We start from the raw sequence: 15,945 nt of genomic DNA on the forward strand, positions 1-15,945 counted from the left end.
CTTTTATTGTTTATTGAGATATTGTTCAAGACTATTGAGGATAAGTTCGTTCCATCCGCTTACAAAATTGTCACGTACCAATGCAGATTCATTTGCATCAAATGCTTCAGCAAATTCAAAACGGAAATTGAGTTTGGTTGTCGCTGCATCTATTTCAGTAAGTTCCCAATAAGCAATGGCTTTGCCGCTGTACCCGGGATAGGTCCAAGTGTGTACTAATTTTTTATTGGGGATGATCTCCAGCATTTCACCACGATGCAGCCATTGTTTGTCTTTGAGATCACCGGCATACCAATCGAATAAATGTCCAACGTTTAAGTGAAACTGTCCTTTAAAATCGAAATACCAGTTACGCATGTGTTGCTCTTCAGTAATGGCCTGCCATACAATAGCAATGGGTGCTTTGTAAATTTTTTCGAGTACAATATTTTTTGCTGCCTGCATAAAATAGAGTTTAATCGTTAAGCATTTTATTTATCTCACTTCTGTTTCGGCAATCGCTTTTTTGATGGTTGCTGTTGAATTTTTTCGAGATAGGTTTCCAAAGCATCCAGCTTCTGTTCCCAGAATTGTTTGTACTGTTCGATCCATGCTGATACTTCGTTGAGTGCATCCAGTTTTGCTTCGCAATAACGCTCACGCCCCTTCTGCTTAATAATAATGAGGCCGCACTCGGTTAATATTTTTACATGCTGCGAAATTGCGGGCCGGCTTACATTAAAATTTTCGGCGAGGGCATTCAGGTTCTGCGGTTGTTTTACAACCAGCCCGATTATTTCCCTGCGTGTTGGGTCGGCAATTGCCTGGAACACATCTCTTCTTGCTTCGTATGCCATATTAATGCGTAAGTGTTTACTTACACAAATATATATGTAAGTATTTGCTTACGCAAATTTTGGAGAATATTTTTTTGATGGATTTAGGTATGCCCTCCTATATCTTATAGTATTGTTTGTCGGTTTCCAATAGGTATGGCATACCTATCGATGACTTGCGCCAGATGAACTATTTTTGCCGGATGCGTTTGTTACTCACCACCCTTAATGCAAAATACATTCACCTCAACCTGGCGATCCGGATCTTGTATGAGTTGAATAAGCACCACGAAGGTTTGTCGTGGAAGGAATTTACCATACGCATGAATGTGGATGAGATCGCTAAAGAATGTGCTGATAACGATGTAGTGGCGTTCAGTTGTTATATCTGGAATATTACGCAAACACTAAAGGTGGCAGAACGCATCAAAGCCATTAATCCCAACTGTAAAATTTTATTGGGCGGACCGGAAGTGAGTTACGAATGGGAAGAGATCATTGCACGTGATTGTATTGATTATATTATTTGTGGCGAAGGTGAAATTCCATTCCATGAATTTTTAACACATTACCCGAATGTAGAAGCAGTTCCAAATCTTGTTTATAAAGTTGATGGCGAAGTTCGTTACGAAGAAAAGTCTGTGACATATGATGTAAGTAATTTCATTGGCGTAAATCCCTACATCAACGATCCGATTGAAGACCTGTACAATAAGGTTTGTTATATTGAAACGAGTCGTGGTTGTCCGTACAAATGTGGATTCTGTTTAGCAAGCCTCGATAACAATGTGCGTTACCTGCCAATGGCTGATATAAAAAGCAACCTGCTTTATTTAATGAAGCATGGCCGTGTGATCAAGTTTCTTGACCGTACGTTTAACATGAAGCGTGACTTTACACTGGATGTGTTTCAATTTATTCTCGACAATCATAAGCCGGGCAATGTTTTCCAGTTTGAAATTACGGCTGATATTCTGCATGCAGATATTATCAAGTTCATTAATGAGAAAGTACCGAAAGGTTTGTTCCGCTTTGAAATAGGTATTCAAACAGTCAATCAAAAAGCAAACCTCGAAGTAAGCCGCAAACAGAATTTCGAAAAAACAAAAGGCATCATTAAGCAGGTGCAGGATGTGGTGGATCTGCATCTCGATCTTATCGTTGGTTTACCGCTCGATTATTTTGAAGATATCAAATACAGTTTCGAAGAAGTATTTAAACTCTTTGCACCCGAATTACAATTGGGCTTCCTGAAATTCTTAAAGGGAACACCAGTGCGTAAAACAGCAGCTGCACATGGTTATATCTACGATCCTGTTGCGCCTTACCAGATCATTGAAAGCAAATACATGAGCAGGGCCGAACTGGAGCAGGTAGTATTGGCAGAAGAAGCATTGGAAATGTATTGGAACAAGCCACGTGCCATCAACACATTGAAATATGTAACGTCTTATTACAGTGTGTTCGATTTCATGCAAGGTCTTGGCAATTACTTTACCGAGCATTGTGATCTTCATAAACATGATCTGAAAGATGTATACACGCAGTTGTTTGCTTATGCCAAAGAAGTCTATCCAGAAGATGCAGTGTTGCAACAACTCCTCAGCATTGATTATTATTTGCAGCACAAAATAAAACCGGTATCACTTTTATTGCCGGAAGTAGATGCGTCTGCAAAACAGCAGTTGATCGAAGAACATAAACTAAATCATCATAAACTTCGTTTTGCAATGCTGTCTCTGAGTTTTAACTGGGCTGAGTTTGTTGAGCATAACCATATTCTGCCTGCAGAAGCAACAATGGTGATTGCGTTTGATGGAAAAAGCAAGCCGCAAGTATTGGAAGCAATCGGTATTGGTCGGCAGCGTTAATAAAAAATTGTTTGATTTTCGTAATCAATCCTTTGAAACCGGTTAACTGAAGAACCCTTCATTTCTTTGTTTTGCATTTGTAAACAAGAGTCATGAAAAAAGTATCTTCTTGCCATTGTCTTACCGTTATTGCAGTTATACTGCTTCTGCTGAAAACCACAAACGCTGTTTGCCAGGAAAGCGACAGTGTACAAAAAGTGAAACATTTTGGCGGCACCATCACCGCAACACAAAACGGCATTTCACTCATTCCTTCTTTTTCATTAGGAAGACCTGCAGTCATGTTTGATATGAATATTGGCGGTAAGAAGTTAACGTTTGAACCTTTCTTCCGTTTCGGAACGGATGGTAAGCCATGGTCTTTTGTTTTTTGGTGGAGATATAAATTCGTGAACAACTCTAAATTCAGAATGAGCATGGGTGTTCATCCGTCGTATATATTCCGGACAGTACCTGTGAGCAACAATGGCACAAGTGTAAACATCAATCGTGCAGATCGTTATGCTGCAATGGATTTAACACCAAGTTTTGTTCTTTCAAAAAATATAACTGTTGGTGTGTATTATTTGTATTCACACGGATTGGATAAAACATCAGTGCAAAACACACATTTCATCACACTCAATGCCAACTTCAGTCATTTAAAAATTGCAGGGAACGTTTATGCAAAGTTTGTTCCGCAGGTTTATTATCTCAATATGACGGGCAGAGACGGCTTTTATGCTACACACAGTTTAACACTGGCACATGAAAAATTTCCGCTGAGCCTGCAAACCATTATGAACAAAGCGATCAAAACTGAAATTGCGGGTAACAGTTTTGTATGGAACCTCAGTCTCATCTACTCCTTTAATAAAAACTATATTCGGCACCTGTAAACAAAAACAAACTATAAGCTTGTGAGAAATGCTGCAGGCAGAGCCATAGTACAGTGTTTTGTGCTGATCATTTATATCTGATATTGCAACGGTTCACTTTTTGATGATCTTCAGGTCTTTAAAATATCCTTCTGTACCAACATCAACCCATAATGCAATACCACCCGATGAAGTTGATCCATGCTTCAGATCATTTACGATCAATGATGGTTGTTGATTGTTGTTAAGAAAAAGTTTTGCTTGCGTTCCGTTCACTTCAATGCGCATAGTGATCCATTTATTCAATTCCATATCGGCATAGGCTTCATAACGCTCAGGTGATTCCTTACGCAAACGATCAAACTTATAATCAGGATACGAATAATATTGAATGGAATGATTACGCCGAACCTGATCAATTGCCCTTCCATTTGTTGGGCGCAAGTAAATACACTCAAACTTTGTATTGTTATCGTTGATCCGGAAAGCAATACCAATAAATCCTCTTGCGAACTCCGACGCATTTTTCAACAACCTGCTTAATACTTTTACTTCAATAATGCCGTTGCTGAAATCAACGTCTTTGATCCTTACAAAGGTAGGCTCATCCACAGCTTTCACACTTGAATCTTTGATCACTTTTACCACCTGGCTTCCCATAAATTTTTCCATTGACATGAAAACCTGCACAGCTTCAAGTTTGTTACTTTCCAACTTGATCGTTTGTGCATTTGAATTGATTGATAGAAAAATTACAAGTGAGAGTACAAATCGATTCATATTACTAAGGTATTAAAAAACGGGACTAAGAATGCCAATACTCAATATGACCTCGAATGCATTTATGCTGGCATCATATTTTATATAAGACCTTAGTCACCCTTTCTTTATTTTTATACAAACATTCAGTTCATGCAGACTCACTTCATTGAATACGTTTATCTCATCCTCATCATTCTCGCATTGGTGATGATTGCCAACAAATTGAAGCTGGCATACCCGATCGTATTGGTGGTAGGTGGATTGCTGCTGAGTTTTACCAAACTGTTTTCCAATATCACCATCGATCCTGAACTCATCTTTCTTATTTTCCTTCCGCCTTTATTATACGAAGCAGCCTGGCAGGTATCATGGAAAGAATTCTGGAAGTGGAGAAGAGTGATCACTAGCTTTGCATTCCCGATCGTTATTCTTACTTCCTGTGTTATTGCATTTGTATCCAATGCATTCATTCCCGGTTTTACATTAGCATTGGGTTTTTTGTTGGGCGGCATCATTTCTCCTCCCGATGCTGTATCTGCCACCACCATCCTGCGTCATGTAAATGTGCCCAAATCAACGTTGAGCATTCTTGAAGGGGAGAGCCTGTTGAATGATGCTGCATCACTCATTGTGTTTCGCTTTGCGTTAGCAGCCATCATTACCGGGCAATTTCATTTGCAGCAAGCCGCCGGCAGTTTTGTATTGGTTATTGGAATGGGTGTAGCTATTGGTTTATTAGTTGGCCTCATCTTTTTTGTTATTCATCGTTATTTGCCTACCACACCCAGTATCGATATTGTGTTAACGCTCATCACACCATATTGCATGTATTACTGTGCGGAATATTTTCATTTCTCCGGCGTACTTGCGGTGGTAAGCGGAGGATTGTTCCTATCGGGCAAACGACATAGCATGCTCAGTTATGAAAGCCGCCTGCAAAGTGTGAATGTTTGGAGTAACCTTGTGTTTGTGTTGAATGGTATCATCTTTTTGCTCATTGGTCTGCAGTTACCTTATATCACAAAACAGCTTGGCGACATAAGTGTAACCAAGGCCATTGGTTACGGACTGCTTATTTCCCTGGTTCTTATTATCACCCGTTTGCTTTGCACATTAGGTGCTTCTGTTTTTACACGGTTGATGAGCCGGTTCATTACTGTTGCCGATAATAACCCGGGTTGGAAATCGCCTTTTATTATCGGGTGGGCAGGCATGCGTGGTGTGGTTTCGCTGGCGGCGGCACTATCCATACCGTTGTTCATTAATGGTAGTACCCCATTTCCTCATCGTAATCTTATTCTCTTTATTACATTCATCGTCATTATTGTTACACTGGTGTTGCAAGGCTTATCACTTCCCTGGATCATCAAAAAAATAAACCCGGAAGACAGGCATACGGTTATAACCGATGAAAGACAGGAGCTGATCATTCAAAAGAAATTAGCCTTTACTACACTGCATACATTAGAACAGAAATATGCTGATGAAATCAGAACAAACAAGCATGTAAGTAACATGCGCACAAGGTTGAAACTGGATCTTAATTTTTTTGAACACGAGCTTGATGAACTAAATGATACAAAAGACCATTCGTTGCAACAGTATCAAAACATCTATATCGATCTGCTGGAACACCAGCGTAACATACTAAGTAAAATAAATCACCGTGCAGAGTTTAATGAGGAGCTTATCAGGAAATATCTTGCCCTGGTTGATCTTGAAGAATTCAGAATGCGTGAAAAACTGACGGAAGAAACGGGAACTGAGTAATACATTGAAAAGAGCAATCCTTTCTGAGAATAAAGTATTTTAGTATCATGCTCCGCTTTCTGCAGAAATACAAACAGGTCTTCCTCTATGCTGCTTCGCTGGTAGCTATTCTGTTGTTGTTGCAGTTGTTGCAGTATAAGTTTGTACTCGTCAGTCATTCCTTTGAGATCTACGTTCTCAGCATTGCCCTGCTCTTTACCGGCTTGGGTATTTGGCTTGCATTAAAACTGGTAAAACCGAAGAAAGAAATTCAAACCATCATTGTTGAAAAAAATGTGTTTCAAAAAGAGTTAACAGCAGAGGAGCAGGAAGCAATTGAACGTGAAAAACAAAAACTGGGTTTAAGCAGTCGTGAAATGGAAGTACTGCAACTGATGGCCGAAGGATTGAGCAACCAGGAAATAGCCGACCGGTTATTTGTATCGTTGCCAACAGTGAAAACACATTCATCGAAGCTATTTGAAAAACTGGATGTGAAACGAAGAACCCAGGCGGTTGAAAAAGCCCGTCAGTTGAAATTGATCGATTGACCCTCAAACTTTCGTATGATTTACAGGCCGTTTCAATGATTTCATACTTTAGTATGAGGCATTTCGAAAATAGAACTCCCATTTTTGCAGCATAAAAAACTACACATGAAAAAGAATGTACTTGTCTTCGGTCTTATTGCCGGGTTGTTGGTATCAGTATTTATGGGCGCCAGCATGATCTATATGAGCAATAATTCCAATGCCGCTCATGGAACCAGTTCGATGGTTGTTGGTTACCTGAGCATGCTGATCGCTTTCTCTCTAATTTTTGTAGCAGTAAAAAATTATCGTGATAAACAGAATGGAGGCGTCATCAGTTTTGGAAAAGCATTCAAGATGGGTGTACTCATCGCATTGATCGCTTCCACTATGTATGTGATTATGTGGGCCTTGGTTTATAATTTCTATATGCCCGATTTTATGGATAAGTATTGTGCGCAGATGATCGAGAATGCAAGGGCTACTTCCACCCCCGCTGAACTGCAAAAAACAATTGATGAAATGAATAAAAACAAGGAATTGTACAAGCAGCCGATCTTCTTTGTACTCTTTACTTATGTAGAAATATTGCCGGTTGGTTTGCTGGTTGCATTGATTACCGCACTTATTTTAAAGAAAAAAAGTGATAGTCTTGCTTAAAGCACCAGATGCCGTAACGCAGCATCAGTTATGAACTTACCTGTTTATTAATGATCTTTAAAAATAGTGTTGGACTTATCCTGTATCCATAACGCAGCAGTTTACTGATGCCTATAGCAATTTCTGGTTTGTCTTGTTCTAATCCTTTCATACTTTCTGAAGCAACTATTGCAGCAGTTATTCCTTTGTTTGTTTGGCCCCTGCGTTCCCGTGCTCCTTTATCGAGATCAGTGTCAACAATAGGAGGAATAAGTTCATACACTTTTACAGATGTATTTTTCAATTGTTTTCTGAGTGAAATAGAAAATGAATGCATTGCAGCCTTTGTAGCAGAATAGACCGGAACAATTACCAGGGGCACTAATCCCAAGCCAGATGATACGTTGATTATAGCAGCAGAAGATTGCTTCATAAGATGTGGAGTGAACAAAGCTGTTAAATGAAATACAGCCTCAATATTGATAACAGTTTCATTGCCTCCATTAATATAAGCTTCCTCGCCCTTACGAAAATCGATCTCACGCTGAATCCCGGCATTGTTGATCAAAACATTCAGCTTGGGATATTCTGTAACACAGAAATTAAAAAGTGAACGTCGTTGTTCAATATCAGAAAGATCGCATTGCTGTGTTATAAGCTGAGGTAAAAGCTGTTTGGCCTCATCCAGTTTATCAGTTCGCCTGCCGCAAACAATTACGGTATTACCTCTTTGAATAAATAGTTTCGCCAGATCAAGACCTATACCCGTTGCGCCACCTGTAATAAGGATAGTGTTGTTGTTTAGGTTCATTGGTTATTTTTTTGAAATGCCATTACACAAAACATTTCTCATAAGTACGTTTGAATAATTATTTTACTTTATTAAATTATAAAAAGAGGGGCTGCTTCTTTTAGAAGCAACCCCTCTTTATCTTTTTTACTTTTCAACTCTTAACTTAATCTTTAAACAACTTCAACGGCGTACTTTCTGCCAATTTTCTGTAAGCTGCCCATTTGCCGTTAATAAATTCGTTGATCTTCGTTACACTTTCTGTTACTGCTGTTTCAGCCTCAGCTACTAAACGTTCTGTTTGTGCAGTAGGTGCTGCCAGTTTGCCGCCAATTTCCTGGCGTGCATTACCTAAAATACTTTGTGTAGTGATATCAGCAAAACGGGTAATGCCTTGGCGATCTGTTGCACTACGACCAAAAATACTTTCACGTATCTTCTTGATCTCATCACGGATCTTGGTTGTTTCTTTACGTAAACTGTCGATCTCTTTTCCTTCGCCACCACGTAACTGTGCATCAATTTTAGTAAGTGTTTCTTCAGCGTCAGTGATCTTATCAATTGCTGCAGTAAGTTTATCGGCACTAAGCTGCAAACGTTCAGTCATTTTCTTTTTTGCATCGTACACTGCACGTGTCACAGGCATGCGTGGATCATCTTTTACAACGATCATGGTAGAGTCGCTTGCTTTACCCAATGTAATAACAGCTTTATATGTACCAGGGTAAACAGCATAACCACCACCTTGCTCAGGAGCATTTGGTCTTGGTTTTGGACTACCGGGGAAACGACTTCCTTTCGTATCGAAATTCCAGTAGAAACGGTTGAAACCAGTATCGGCTTTTACACGTAATGTGCGGAGTTGTTTTCCTGCATCATCATAAATTTTTACCGTTGCACTATCCATTTTTGCTTTGCTTGTATCGGCAGCATGATTTACAAAGAATGAAACCATGGCACCTCTGCGTTTGTTCTCACCTTCATACAAACCCCAAGTGCTCCATTCGTAGCCGGGAGCATTACGGAAGTTAGCCTGGTAAGCAACAGGTGCTTCAAACATTTTTACTTTTGTTGTTTGAGATGCACCGTTAGCTTTTGCAGCAGCACGCAACGGGCGAATATCGTCCAACACCCAAACAGCACGACCGAATGTTGCGATCACAAGGTCAGCCTCACGTTCCTGGATAGCAAGATCATACGTTGATACACTTGGATATCCATTCTTCCACTGCTCAAATGTTTTGCCGTTATTATAGCTCACCCACAAGCCATGTTCTGTACCAACAAAAATTAAATTAGGTTCTGCAGGGTCTTGAATCATACAAAGTGCATAACCTTTCAGTCCTTTATTGGCTAACATGTTTTCCCATGTTTTTCCAAAATCTTTTGTGCGGAAGATCGTGATGGCAAAATCACCACGACGGTAATCGTTGCTCACAACAAATGCTTCACCTTCATTATAATTACTTGCACGAACCTGTGTAATCCATGCACCCGTATTCATGCCGCTAATTTTTCCACGGAAGTTGGTCCATGTTTTACCGCCATCTTGTGTTAATTGCACATTACCATCATCTGTACCAACCCAGATCACATTTCTGTTTTTGGGTGATGGTGCAATAGCCATAATGGTAGTGAAATTCTCAGCACCGGTAATATCCAATGTTAACCCACCTGTTTCTTCTTTCTGTTGTTCAGCATTGTTGGTCGTAAGATCAGGTGAAATGATGCTCCAGGTTGTTCCTTTATCAGTACTCTTGTTTAAGAACTGGCTGCCGAAGTAAACGGTATTTGGATCGAACGGATCAAGAGCAATTGCACTGTTCCAGTTGAAACGCATTTTTGTGCGTGCAGCAGGAGCAGGCGGACGAATAGATTCTGCTGCACCTGTTGTTACATTATAACGACCAACAGAACCGCCCTGGCTCATTGCATAAACCCACTTGCTATCGGTAGGATCGGGCACAACATCAAAGCCATCACCACCCCATAAACTTTCCCAATAGTAGTTACGGATACCACCATCAACCCATGTGTAAGCAGGTCCACGCCAGCTGCCATTATCCTGCAAACCACCCATTACATTATATGGAAGTTCATTGTCAACATTAATATGATAGAACTGTCCGAATGGTAATTGTTCATCGAAGCGCCATGTTTTACCACGGTCTTTGCTGATGCCGATACCGCCATCATTTCCTTCAATAATTAAATTCTCATTTGTTGGATGGATCCACCATGCATGATGATCGGGGTGAATACCATTGTAAGGAATCAATGTAGTGAAACTCTTACCGCCATCTTCACTCATTGTTACTGTTGAGTGAATGTCGTAAATGCGGTTTTCATTTTTCGGATCAACATAAATTTCATTGTAATAGAACGGACGATCGGTTACCTGTGCAGGATCACTATTCACCAGCTTCCAAGTAACGCCACCATCATCACTTTTATAAAAACCATTTTTTGTTGCTTCCACTTTTGCATACACAAAATTTGGACGACCGGGTGCAAAGGCCAAACCGCAACGTCCGATAGGATCTGCAGGCAAACCATCTTCCTTACCTAACTTCTTCCAGTTCTTACCGCCATCAACAGTAATATAAAGTCCGCCGCCCGGGCCGCCACTGTTAAAGTTCCAGGGTTTGCGTTGGTGCTGCCACATATTGGCAATAAGTTTATTAGGGTTCGATGGGTCCATCACCAACTCAGCACAACCACTTGTATCGTTCGTATAAAGAATACGTTCCCATGTTTCGCCGCCATTGGTTGTTTTGTAAACACCACGTTCGCTATGGATGCCGTAAGGATTCCCTATAGCTGCTGCATAAACTGTGTTAGGGTTTGTTGGATCGATCAGGATACGATGAATGTTTTTTGTTTTTTCAAGACCCATCCGCTTCCATGTTTTACCACCATCTAAGGTTTTGAAAATACCATCACCAAGATTGAGTGAGTTGCGGGGGTTACCTTCTCCCGTACCAACCCAAATCACCGATGGATTACTTTGCTGCACTTTAATAGCACCAATGTTCAGTAATGGCTGATCATCAAACAACGGAGCCCATGTGGCACCGCCATTGTCTGTTTTCCAAACACCGGCGCTGGCACCACCCACAAAAATTGTTTCGGGGTTGCTATGCAACGCATCAATAGCTGTAACCCGTCCACTCATACCGGCAGGGCCAATGTTGCGGGGTTTCAGGTTTTTAAACTGTTCATTTTTAATTTGTGCCGTAGCCGAAAAGCACAGCAAGGCCGTAGCGGCCAAAACGATTATTCTCATACAAGCTTGTTTTAGGAAAACTGAAATTGAGAAAACAATACTGCCCCTCCAAATGTTTTTGATAAACGGCACAAGAATGGAACAGTTTTAGCGACTAACCTCATTATCATTGTTTTATTCTGTTGAAAACTGAGTTTAGCACGCTTTTTTAACAGGACAACAAGGATTAAAACTTTATTTTTGATGTTCAAACACTAAAATTCCTAAACACAATCACAGTATGAAACATTTTTTTCTATCGGCAGTTGCCATTGGTTCTTTAGTTGTAATGGCGGCTTTTCTTCCTAAAGAAAACACAAACAACAGCCAACCATCTTCAGCGAATGTACAAACGCCAACAAAGTGGACGCTAGACAGATCACACTCAAACCTGAAGTTCACTGTAACACATATGGTGGTTTCTGAAACAGAAGGTTCTTTTAAAATCTTTGACGGCACTATCGAACATACAAAAGCCGACATGAGTGATGCGAAGATCAATTTTTCGGTTGATATGAACTCGATAAACACGGAAAACGAAAACCGTGACAAGCATTTGAAGAGCGATGATTTTTTCAATGCTGAGAAATTTCCAACGGCAACATTTGTTGGTAAATCATTCAAACCACTTGGTGATAACAAATATGAACTCGTAGGCGATCTTACCATCCGTGACGTAACAAAGAGTGTAAAGTTTGCTGTAAGATTTGGCGGTATTGCCACTAGCACACGTGGTGATAAAGCAGGTTTTAAAGCAACAACAACTATTAACCGTTTTGATTACAACCTTAAATGGGATCGTGCAACAGAAGCAGGTGGCCTGGTAGTAGGTAAAGATGTTGATATTACTGTTTTACTTGAAATGAATAAAGCAAAAGCACAATAATCAATTACGATTGTGATGAAAAAAGGAAGCCTCCCACAATAGCGGGAGGCTTCCTTGTTAATAGCACTCTTAATATTACATTTAAATAAACATGAAGCTAAGAGTTATCGTTTGCTATTATGTACATCTGTGATCTTCGCCAGTTTTATACTGCCATCTTCACTGATCTGGTATACTTTCTTTTGTCCATTTTCTTTAAATACAAACAAGTAGCTTGTTTCCCCCATCATTTGTATCTGTTCTATGGTTGCAAGTGCGCCCGAAGCGTTAACCTTGTAAAATGATCGCCTAACCTGTACCGGCAAATCTTCTTCCAAAAAGCTTTTCACAATTGCCAGATAGTTTCCTTCTTTGTCAAAGTAAGCCATCATTGCTTCACGGTCATATACAAAACGCACAGCATATACATCACTGTTGTCAATTTTTATCCATGTAACATGTGTTGCTCCCGGAAACTCTGACTGAAAGGAACGTTCTATGTTTGTTTCGACGTTGCCTGTGGCAAAAGCAGTAATAAAAAACAGCACTGCTGTAATTGTTACAATAATTTTTTTCATCATAATAAGGTTTAATGTTTTTGTGTTTTTTGTTTTGTCAGCAACGGGTCTCTAAAAAGGGGCAGCAAGAATCAACGCTGCCCCATAAAAAACCAGTGCCCGTTTTTAAGTTCTTTCAAGTGTTAGCAAGAAGTCATTAATCAAAAAATCTTTTCATGGCTAGCGTGCACTTTATTTTAAAAAGACAAGTTGATTGACACGGTTGCCTACTTTCATTCCTTGTTCCATGCCTGATACTGCTGTAAAATGATAATGAATACCACCAAGCACTCTTGACATGGCTGCTTCTTCAGCATATTTCTGAAATGATGCGTACACACGTGTTCCATATTCAACATCATAAGTGCTATCGGTAAACATGTAATTGTTTCCAAACCTTGCTGCAAGAATCTGTGCTGCCGCAGATGAAATGACTGCATGGTTAGATGCATATTCCGGATGTGGCGGTGTAGGAATAACCGGGTTCCAGTTCGTTTCTTCAAAAACTGCTCGTATGTAAGAAACCGGACGTAAAAGATTATACTGGTATTTCGCTTTGAATGACGAGATCAATGCATCACTGTAAGCAATACCATGTTTGCAATAAAGAATGGCGGCATCATGCAGCGATAAATTTTTACGAAGCACCAGCTGTGTTACAATATTGGTTGCATGTGTAGGTGCATTGTAGTTGCCTGGTATATCGCCCCAAAATTTTACTGTAACAGAATCGCTGCCGGATAATTGTTTCGACAGATCAAACAAATGTTTCACCTCATTAAAGAAAGCACTTCCGGGTTGTGTTGAAAATGCAACAGGCGGCGCAGGTTGTGTTTCTGTAACAATGTTTTTGATAAAACTCCTGTTGTTGCCCCAGTACGGATGTAATGGCTTTCCAAATGCAGGTGGCGTTGGCACCCACATTCCCGCACCTGTAGGAGGTACGTAAGAAGCTGATGTGGTATTGTTATACGCTTCATGTCCACCATCTGTTTTTGACCAATCGAAAATGATTGTTGCAACCTGTTTGCCAAATGCTGTTGCAAGTTGTACTTCTTCAGCCGTTGCTTTGTTTTGAAAACGGTTGTTCCAATCATTTTCAAGAGAGTCAATTACTGTAACCATTGCTGCAGATGCGTTGCCAAATAATTTTTTGGTGATGCTTGCCATTGCTGCATTTGCACTAGCCGGCCAATAGTATTTCTTTTCATTTTGTATAGCAGGTATCGAAGGTGCATCGTTCAATTGCGGCATGATCGATTGTAAATTCTTGTTACCCTGTGCTACTGATTCATATAAAGCCAAACCGGCATATGCATAAGCACGTGTAGCTACAACAGAATTAAACCCGGGTGTTACTTTGGTCAAACGCAAATACAGGTTCATCCATGATGTGGCAACTTCTGAACTATATTGATTTTGCGTTTGAAAGGGGGTTGCTTTTTGACAGGCAACCAATACACTGAATATAGAAGTGTACAACAGGATGCCTTTAAAGATTGTTTTTTTCATGATTGTTTTTTTGATGTCAGGAAAGCGGTTACTTTTCTGCGATGAACAAGAGGAATCTGTTTTGAAGGAAAAAGATATCGTCAGTGATATGAAACGGTTTGAATGCCTGTTCAATCGTTTCTTCAACTGTTGCTTTGCTATGACTGTTCAATGCAATAGCTGCAGGACCTGTACCCATGAATGCTTCTACACCATGACGCAGATTACTGAACAGGAACGGACAAGGGATGTTTGATTTATACAGCGGCTTCAGATCTGCATTGATAAATGCCTCTTCAATTCTTCCATCTTCAGAAAGTGCAAAAGGGCCGGGTTTGCCGGGAGGCGGAGGCGGTAATAATGAACCAATCGCTTTCAATACTTGTGTTGCTTCACTGTACTGCGGTTGATCCCAGATACCGATCACAATTCTTCCACCAGGTTTCAATACACGTGTTGCTTCTGCTAGTGCTTTTTCAAAACTGCCTGCATACTGAAAGGAGTTGAAGGCGGCTACTACATCAAAACTACTATCTTCAAAAGGGAGTGCTTCCAGATCTTCTTCTAAAAAATTGTTGTTTGGGTTACGTTGTCTTGCTACTTCAAGCAAGCCGGGTGCCGCATCTATGCCAATTACTTCGGCGCCTTCGTTCACAGCCATAGCCGTAAACATACCGGAGCCGCAGCCTGCATCAAGCAATAAATGATCTTCATTTAATTGCAATTGACGAAGTGCAGTTTTGTACATGGGCAGAAACCATGGTTCAAAATGTTGCGACCATTTCTGTGGAGCTACACTCCAAAGTTGTCCTTGAGTTGTTTTTGTACTCATTGTTGTAAGGTTTAAAGATGAATATGTAATGATTAATTTTTCTTGGTGAAACGATAGATAGCAGTGTAATAAACAACGGCTGTATCTGATAAACCTTGAGGCGCCGTTGCAGGTGCTTTGCCACCTTTTGTAGCAATGCGTTGTATGTATGCAATATTGCTGAAAACGCCGGTAGGAGTTGTGCCTGTTTTTGGCATCAACAAAAGCCAGGGAATACTATTAGCATCAGGACTTGCTGTTTTAGCCGGAGTAAACTGTTGTGCAAAAATTGAATCGGCAGCACTAAGCGCCCAGTATGGCCCTGCACCATGTGTGCCGACTTTTTTATTTGTTACATCAAACAGGTCTGCTTGCGGTGCAACAAATACCCATTCATAAATACCAGTCTCACTACCTGCTTTTTGCTGGGCCTTATACTTCTGTACACCCGTTGCATAATAAGTAGCGATCCGTGCATTTCCAAAAGGAGAATTAATAGGTAACTCTATTTCAGCGGGGATGGATAGTTTTTCACTTGCTTTAATTTGATAAGCCGGTGTAGTGCTGTTGATGGGTTCGTTTTTTTCACAAGCCAACATTGTGAAGATGAACAGCAGGGGCAACAGCATTGCTGTTGTGTTTTTTTTCTTTTTCATTTTTAAGGTTTAATGGTTAATGCTGCTTTATTGCAACATGTAATTTCTAAATCGGGTACAAACATAGATCAGTAAATAAGTGCTGTTGAGCAGGAATGAATAAACGGCGCTGTAAAAACAATAGAAGAGCAGAAGCAACTGTGTAAATGGTTTTCTACAGTTGAAAGCTGTTTTGTTGATGATTTTGAGTGGCTGAATTTTATTTTACTGTATTGTTTGAACCAACGGTTTGGCTATTGATACGAATGACGATGGCTGCTGAACAAACGGCGGCGATTGTAATTCAT

Annotated in this window: 15 protein-coding genes; 6 read left to right on the plus strand and 9 right to left on the minus strand. The window is 40.2% G+C overall.

Annotated features, from left to right (window positions below; all coding sequences use genetic code 11):
* Positions 1-3 precede the first annotated feature (3 nt).
* Together WG954_RS06305 and WG954_RS06310 are read right to left on the minus strand one after the other, a co-directional pair.
* On the minus strand, positions 4-444 hold the full coding sequence (locus WG954_RS06305) for an SRPBCC family protein (RefSeq protein WP_340434686.1): 441 nt from the start codon (positions 442-444) through the stop codon (positions 4-6).
* A gap of 35 nt (positions 445-479) precedes the next feature.
* On the minus strand, positions 480-836 hold the full coding sequence (locus tag WG954_RS06310; protein ID WP_340434688.1) for an ArsR/SmtB family transcription factor: 357 nt from the start codon (positions 834-836) through the stop codon (positions 480-482).
* Between the two features lie 182 nt (positions 837-1,018).
* Here WG954_RS06310 and WG954_RS06315 point away from each other — a divergent pair, with 182 nt between their 5' ends.
* Together WG954_RS06315 and WG954_RS06320 are read left to right on the plus strand one after the other, a co-directional pair.
* Positions 1,019-2,686 (plus strand): B12-binding domain-containing radical SAM protein, encoded by a 1,668-nt coding sequence (locus WG954_RS06315; RefSeq protein ID WP_340434690.1) that lies wholly within the window; start codon positions 1,019-1,021, stop codon positions 2,684-2,686.
* A gap of 92 nt (positions 2,687-2,778) precedes the next feature.
* A complete protein-coding gene (locus WG954_RS06320) occupies positions 2,779-3,564 on the plus strand; it encodes a hypothetical protein (RefSeq protein WP_340434691.1) in 786 nt (261 codons plus the stop codon).
* A 93-nt stretch (positions 3,565-3,657) separates the two neighbouring features.
* Here WG954_RS06320 and WG954_RS06325 read toward each other — a convergent pair whose 3' ends face one another.
* The gene (locus tag WG954_RS06325) at positions 3,658-4,323 is read right to left on the minus strand and encodes a 3-keto-alpha-glucoside-1,2-lyase-like domain-containing protein (RefSeq protein ID WP_340434694.1); all 666 of its coding nucleotides are present in this window, start codon (positions 4,321-4,323) and stop codon (positions 3,658-3,660) included.
* A gap of 132 nt (positions 4,324-4,455) precedes the next feature.
* On the opposite strand from WG954_RS06325, the gene WG954_RS06330 reads away from it, so the two are divergent.
* The 3 genes from WG954_RS06330 (at position 4,456) to WG954_RS06340 (ending at position 7,244) form a co-directional block, all read left to right on the plus strand.
* Positions 4,456-6,075 (plus strand): Na+/H+ antiporter, encoded by a 1,620-nt coding sequence (locus tag WG954_RS06330; RefSeq protein WP_340434696.1) that lies wholly within the window; start codon positions 4,456-4,458, stop codon positions 6,073-6,075.
* Between the two features lie 47 nt (positions 6,076-6,122).
* Positions 6,123-6,605 carry a helix-turn-helix transcriptional regulator gene (locus tag WG954_RS06335; protein WP_340434699.1) on the plus strand — a complete coding sequence of 161 codons (483 nt, stop codon included), beginning with the start codon at positions 6,123-6,125 and terminating at the stop codon, positions 6,603-6,605.
* A gap of 105 nt (positions 6,606-6,710) precedes the next feature.
* Positions 6,711-7,244, plus strand: coding sequence for a DUF4199 domain-containing protein (locus WG954_RS06340; RefSeq protein ID WP_340434701.1), 534 nt, complete (start codon positions 6,711-6,713; stop codon positions 7,242-7,244).
* Between the two features lie 28 nt (positions 7,245-7,272).
* Here the strand turns inward: WG954_RS06340 and WG954_RS06345 are convergent, their stop codons facing one another.
* Complete coding sequence (locus WG954_RS06345; protein WP_340434702.1) at positions 7,273-8,034, minus strand: SDR family oxidoreductase; 762 nt, start codon at positions 8,032-8,034, stop codon at positions 7,273-7,275.
* A 145-nt stretch (positions 8,035-8,179) separates the two neighbouring features.
* Positions 8,180-11,299, minus strand: a complete 3,120-nt coding sequence (locus tag WG954_RS06350) for a WD40/YVTN/BNR-like repeat-containing protein (RefSeq protein ID WP_340434704.1) — start codon at positions 11,297-11,299, stop codon at positions 8,180-8,182.
* 220 nt (positions 11,300-11,519) lie between these two features.
* Between WG954_RS06350 and WG954_RS06355 the strand changes: the two genes are divergently transcribed.
* On the plus strand, positions 11,520-12,164 hold the full coding sequence (locus WG954_RS06355) for a YceI family protein (protein ID WP_340434706.1): 645 nt from the start codon (positions 11,520-11,522) through the stop codon (positions 12,162-12,164).
* 104 nt (positions 12,165-12,268) lie between these two features.
* Here WG954_RS06355 and WG954_RS06360 read toward each other — a convergent pair whose 3' ends face one another.
* The 4 genes from WG954_RS06360 to WG954_RS06375 all read right to left on the minus strand — a co-directional run bounded on the left by WG954_RS06360 (position 12,269) and on the right by WG954_RS06375 (position 15,658).
* Positions 12,269-12,724 (minus strand): hypothetical protein, encoded by a 456-nt coding sequence (locus WG954_RS06360; RefSeq protein WP_340434708.1) that lies wholly within the window; start codon positions 12,722-12,724, stop codon positions 12,269-12,271.
* A gap of 168 nt (positions 12,725-12,892) precedes the next feature.
* Positions 12,893-14,212: a vanadium-dependent haloperoxidase gene (locus WG954_RS06365; RefSeq protein WP_340434710.1), complete on the minus strand. Its 1,320-nt coding sequence runs from the start codon at positions 14,210-14,212 to the stop codon at positions 12,893-12,895.
* 28 nt (positions 14,213-14,240) lie between these two features.
* The gene (locus WG954_RS06370; protein ID WP_340434712.1) at positions 14,241-15,023 is read right to left on the minus strand and encodes a class I SAM-dependent methyltransferase; all 783 of its coding nucleotides are present in this window, start codon (positions 15,021-15,023) and stop codon (positions 14,241-14,243) included.
* Between the two features lie 32 nt (positions 15,024-15,055).
* Positions 15,056-15,658, minus strand: a complete 603-nt coding sequence (locus WG954_RS06375) for a DUF3455 domain-containing protein (RefSeq protein ID WP_340434714.1) — start codon at positions 15,656-15,658, stop codon at positions 15,056-15,058.
* Between the last annotated feature and the right edge of the window lie 287 nt (positions 15,659-15,945).

This window comes from Lacibacter sp. H375, assembly GCF_037892425.1.
Classification (GTDB): domain Bacteria; phylum Bacteroidota; class Bacteroidia; order Chitinophagales; family Chitinophagaceae; genus Lacibacter.

Coding starts and splice junctions, on each gene's coding strand:
- WG954_RS06305 (WP_340434686.1), bottom strand. CDS start 444: ATGCAGGCAGCAAAAAATATTGTACTCGAAAAAATTTACAAAGCACCC.
- WG954_RS06310 (WP_340434688.1), bottom strand. CDS start 836: ATGGCATACGAAGCAAGAAGAGATGTGTTCCAGGCAATTGCCGACCCA.
- WG954_RS06315 (WP_340434690.1), top strand. CDS start 1,019: ATGCGTTTGTTACTCACCACCCTTAATGCAAAATACATTCACCTCAAC.
- WG954_RS06320 (WP_340434691.1), top strand. CDS start 2,779: ATGAAAAAAGTATCTTCTTGCCATTGTCTTACCGTTATTGCAGTTATA.
- WG954_RS06325 (WP_340434694.1), bottom strand. CDS start 4,323: ATGAATCGATTTGTACTCTCACTTGTAATTTTTCTATCAATCAATTCA.
- WG954_RS06330 (WP_340434696.1), top strand. CDS start 4,456: ATGCAGACTCACTTCATTGAATACGTTTATCTCATCCTCATCATTCTC.
- WG954_RS06335 (WP_340434699.1), top strand. CDS start 6,123: ATGCTCCGCTTTCTGCAGAAATACAAACAGGTCTTCCTCTATGCTGCT.
- WG954_RS06340 (WP_340434701.1), top strand. CDS start 6,711: ATGAAAAAGAATGTACTTGTCTTCGGTCTTATTGCCGGGTTGTTGGTA.
- WG954_RS06345 (WP_340434702.1), bottom strand. CDS start 8,034: ATGAACCTAAACAACAACACTATCCTTATTACAGGTGGCGCAACGGGT.
- WG954_RS06350 (WP_340434704.1), bottom strand. CDS start 11,299: ATGAGAATAATCGTTTTGGCCGCTACGGCCTTGCTGTGCTTTTCGGCT.
- WG954_RS06355 (WP_340434706.1), top strand. CDS start 11,520: ATGAAACATTTTTTTCTATCGGCAGTTGCCATTGGTTCTTTAGTTGTA.
- WG954_RS06360 (WP_340434708.1), bottom strand. CDS start 12,724: ATGATGAAAAAAATTATTGTAACAATTACAGCAGTGCTGTTTTTTATT.
- WG954_RS06365 (WP_340434710.1), bottom strand. CDS start 14,212: ATGAAAAAAACAATCTTTAAAGGCATCCTGTTGTACACTTCTATATTC.
- WG954_RS06370 (WP_340434712.1), bottom strand. CDS start 15,023: ATGAGTACAAAAACAACTCAAGGACAACTTTGGAGTGTAGCTCCACAG.
- WG954_RS06375 (WP_340434714.1), bottom strand. CDS start 15,658: ATGAAAAAGAAAAAAAACACAACAGCAATGCTGTTGCCCCTGCTGTTC.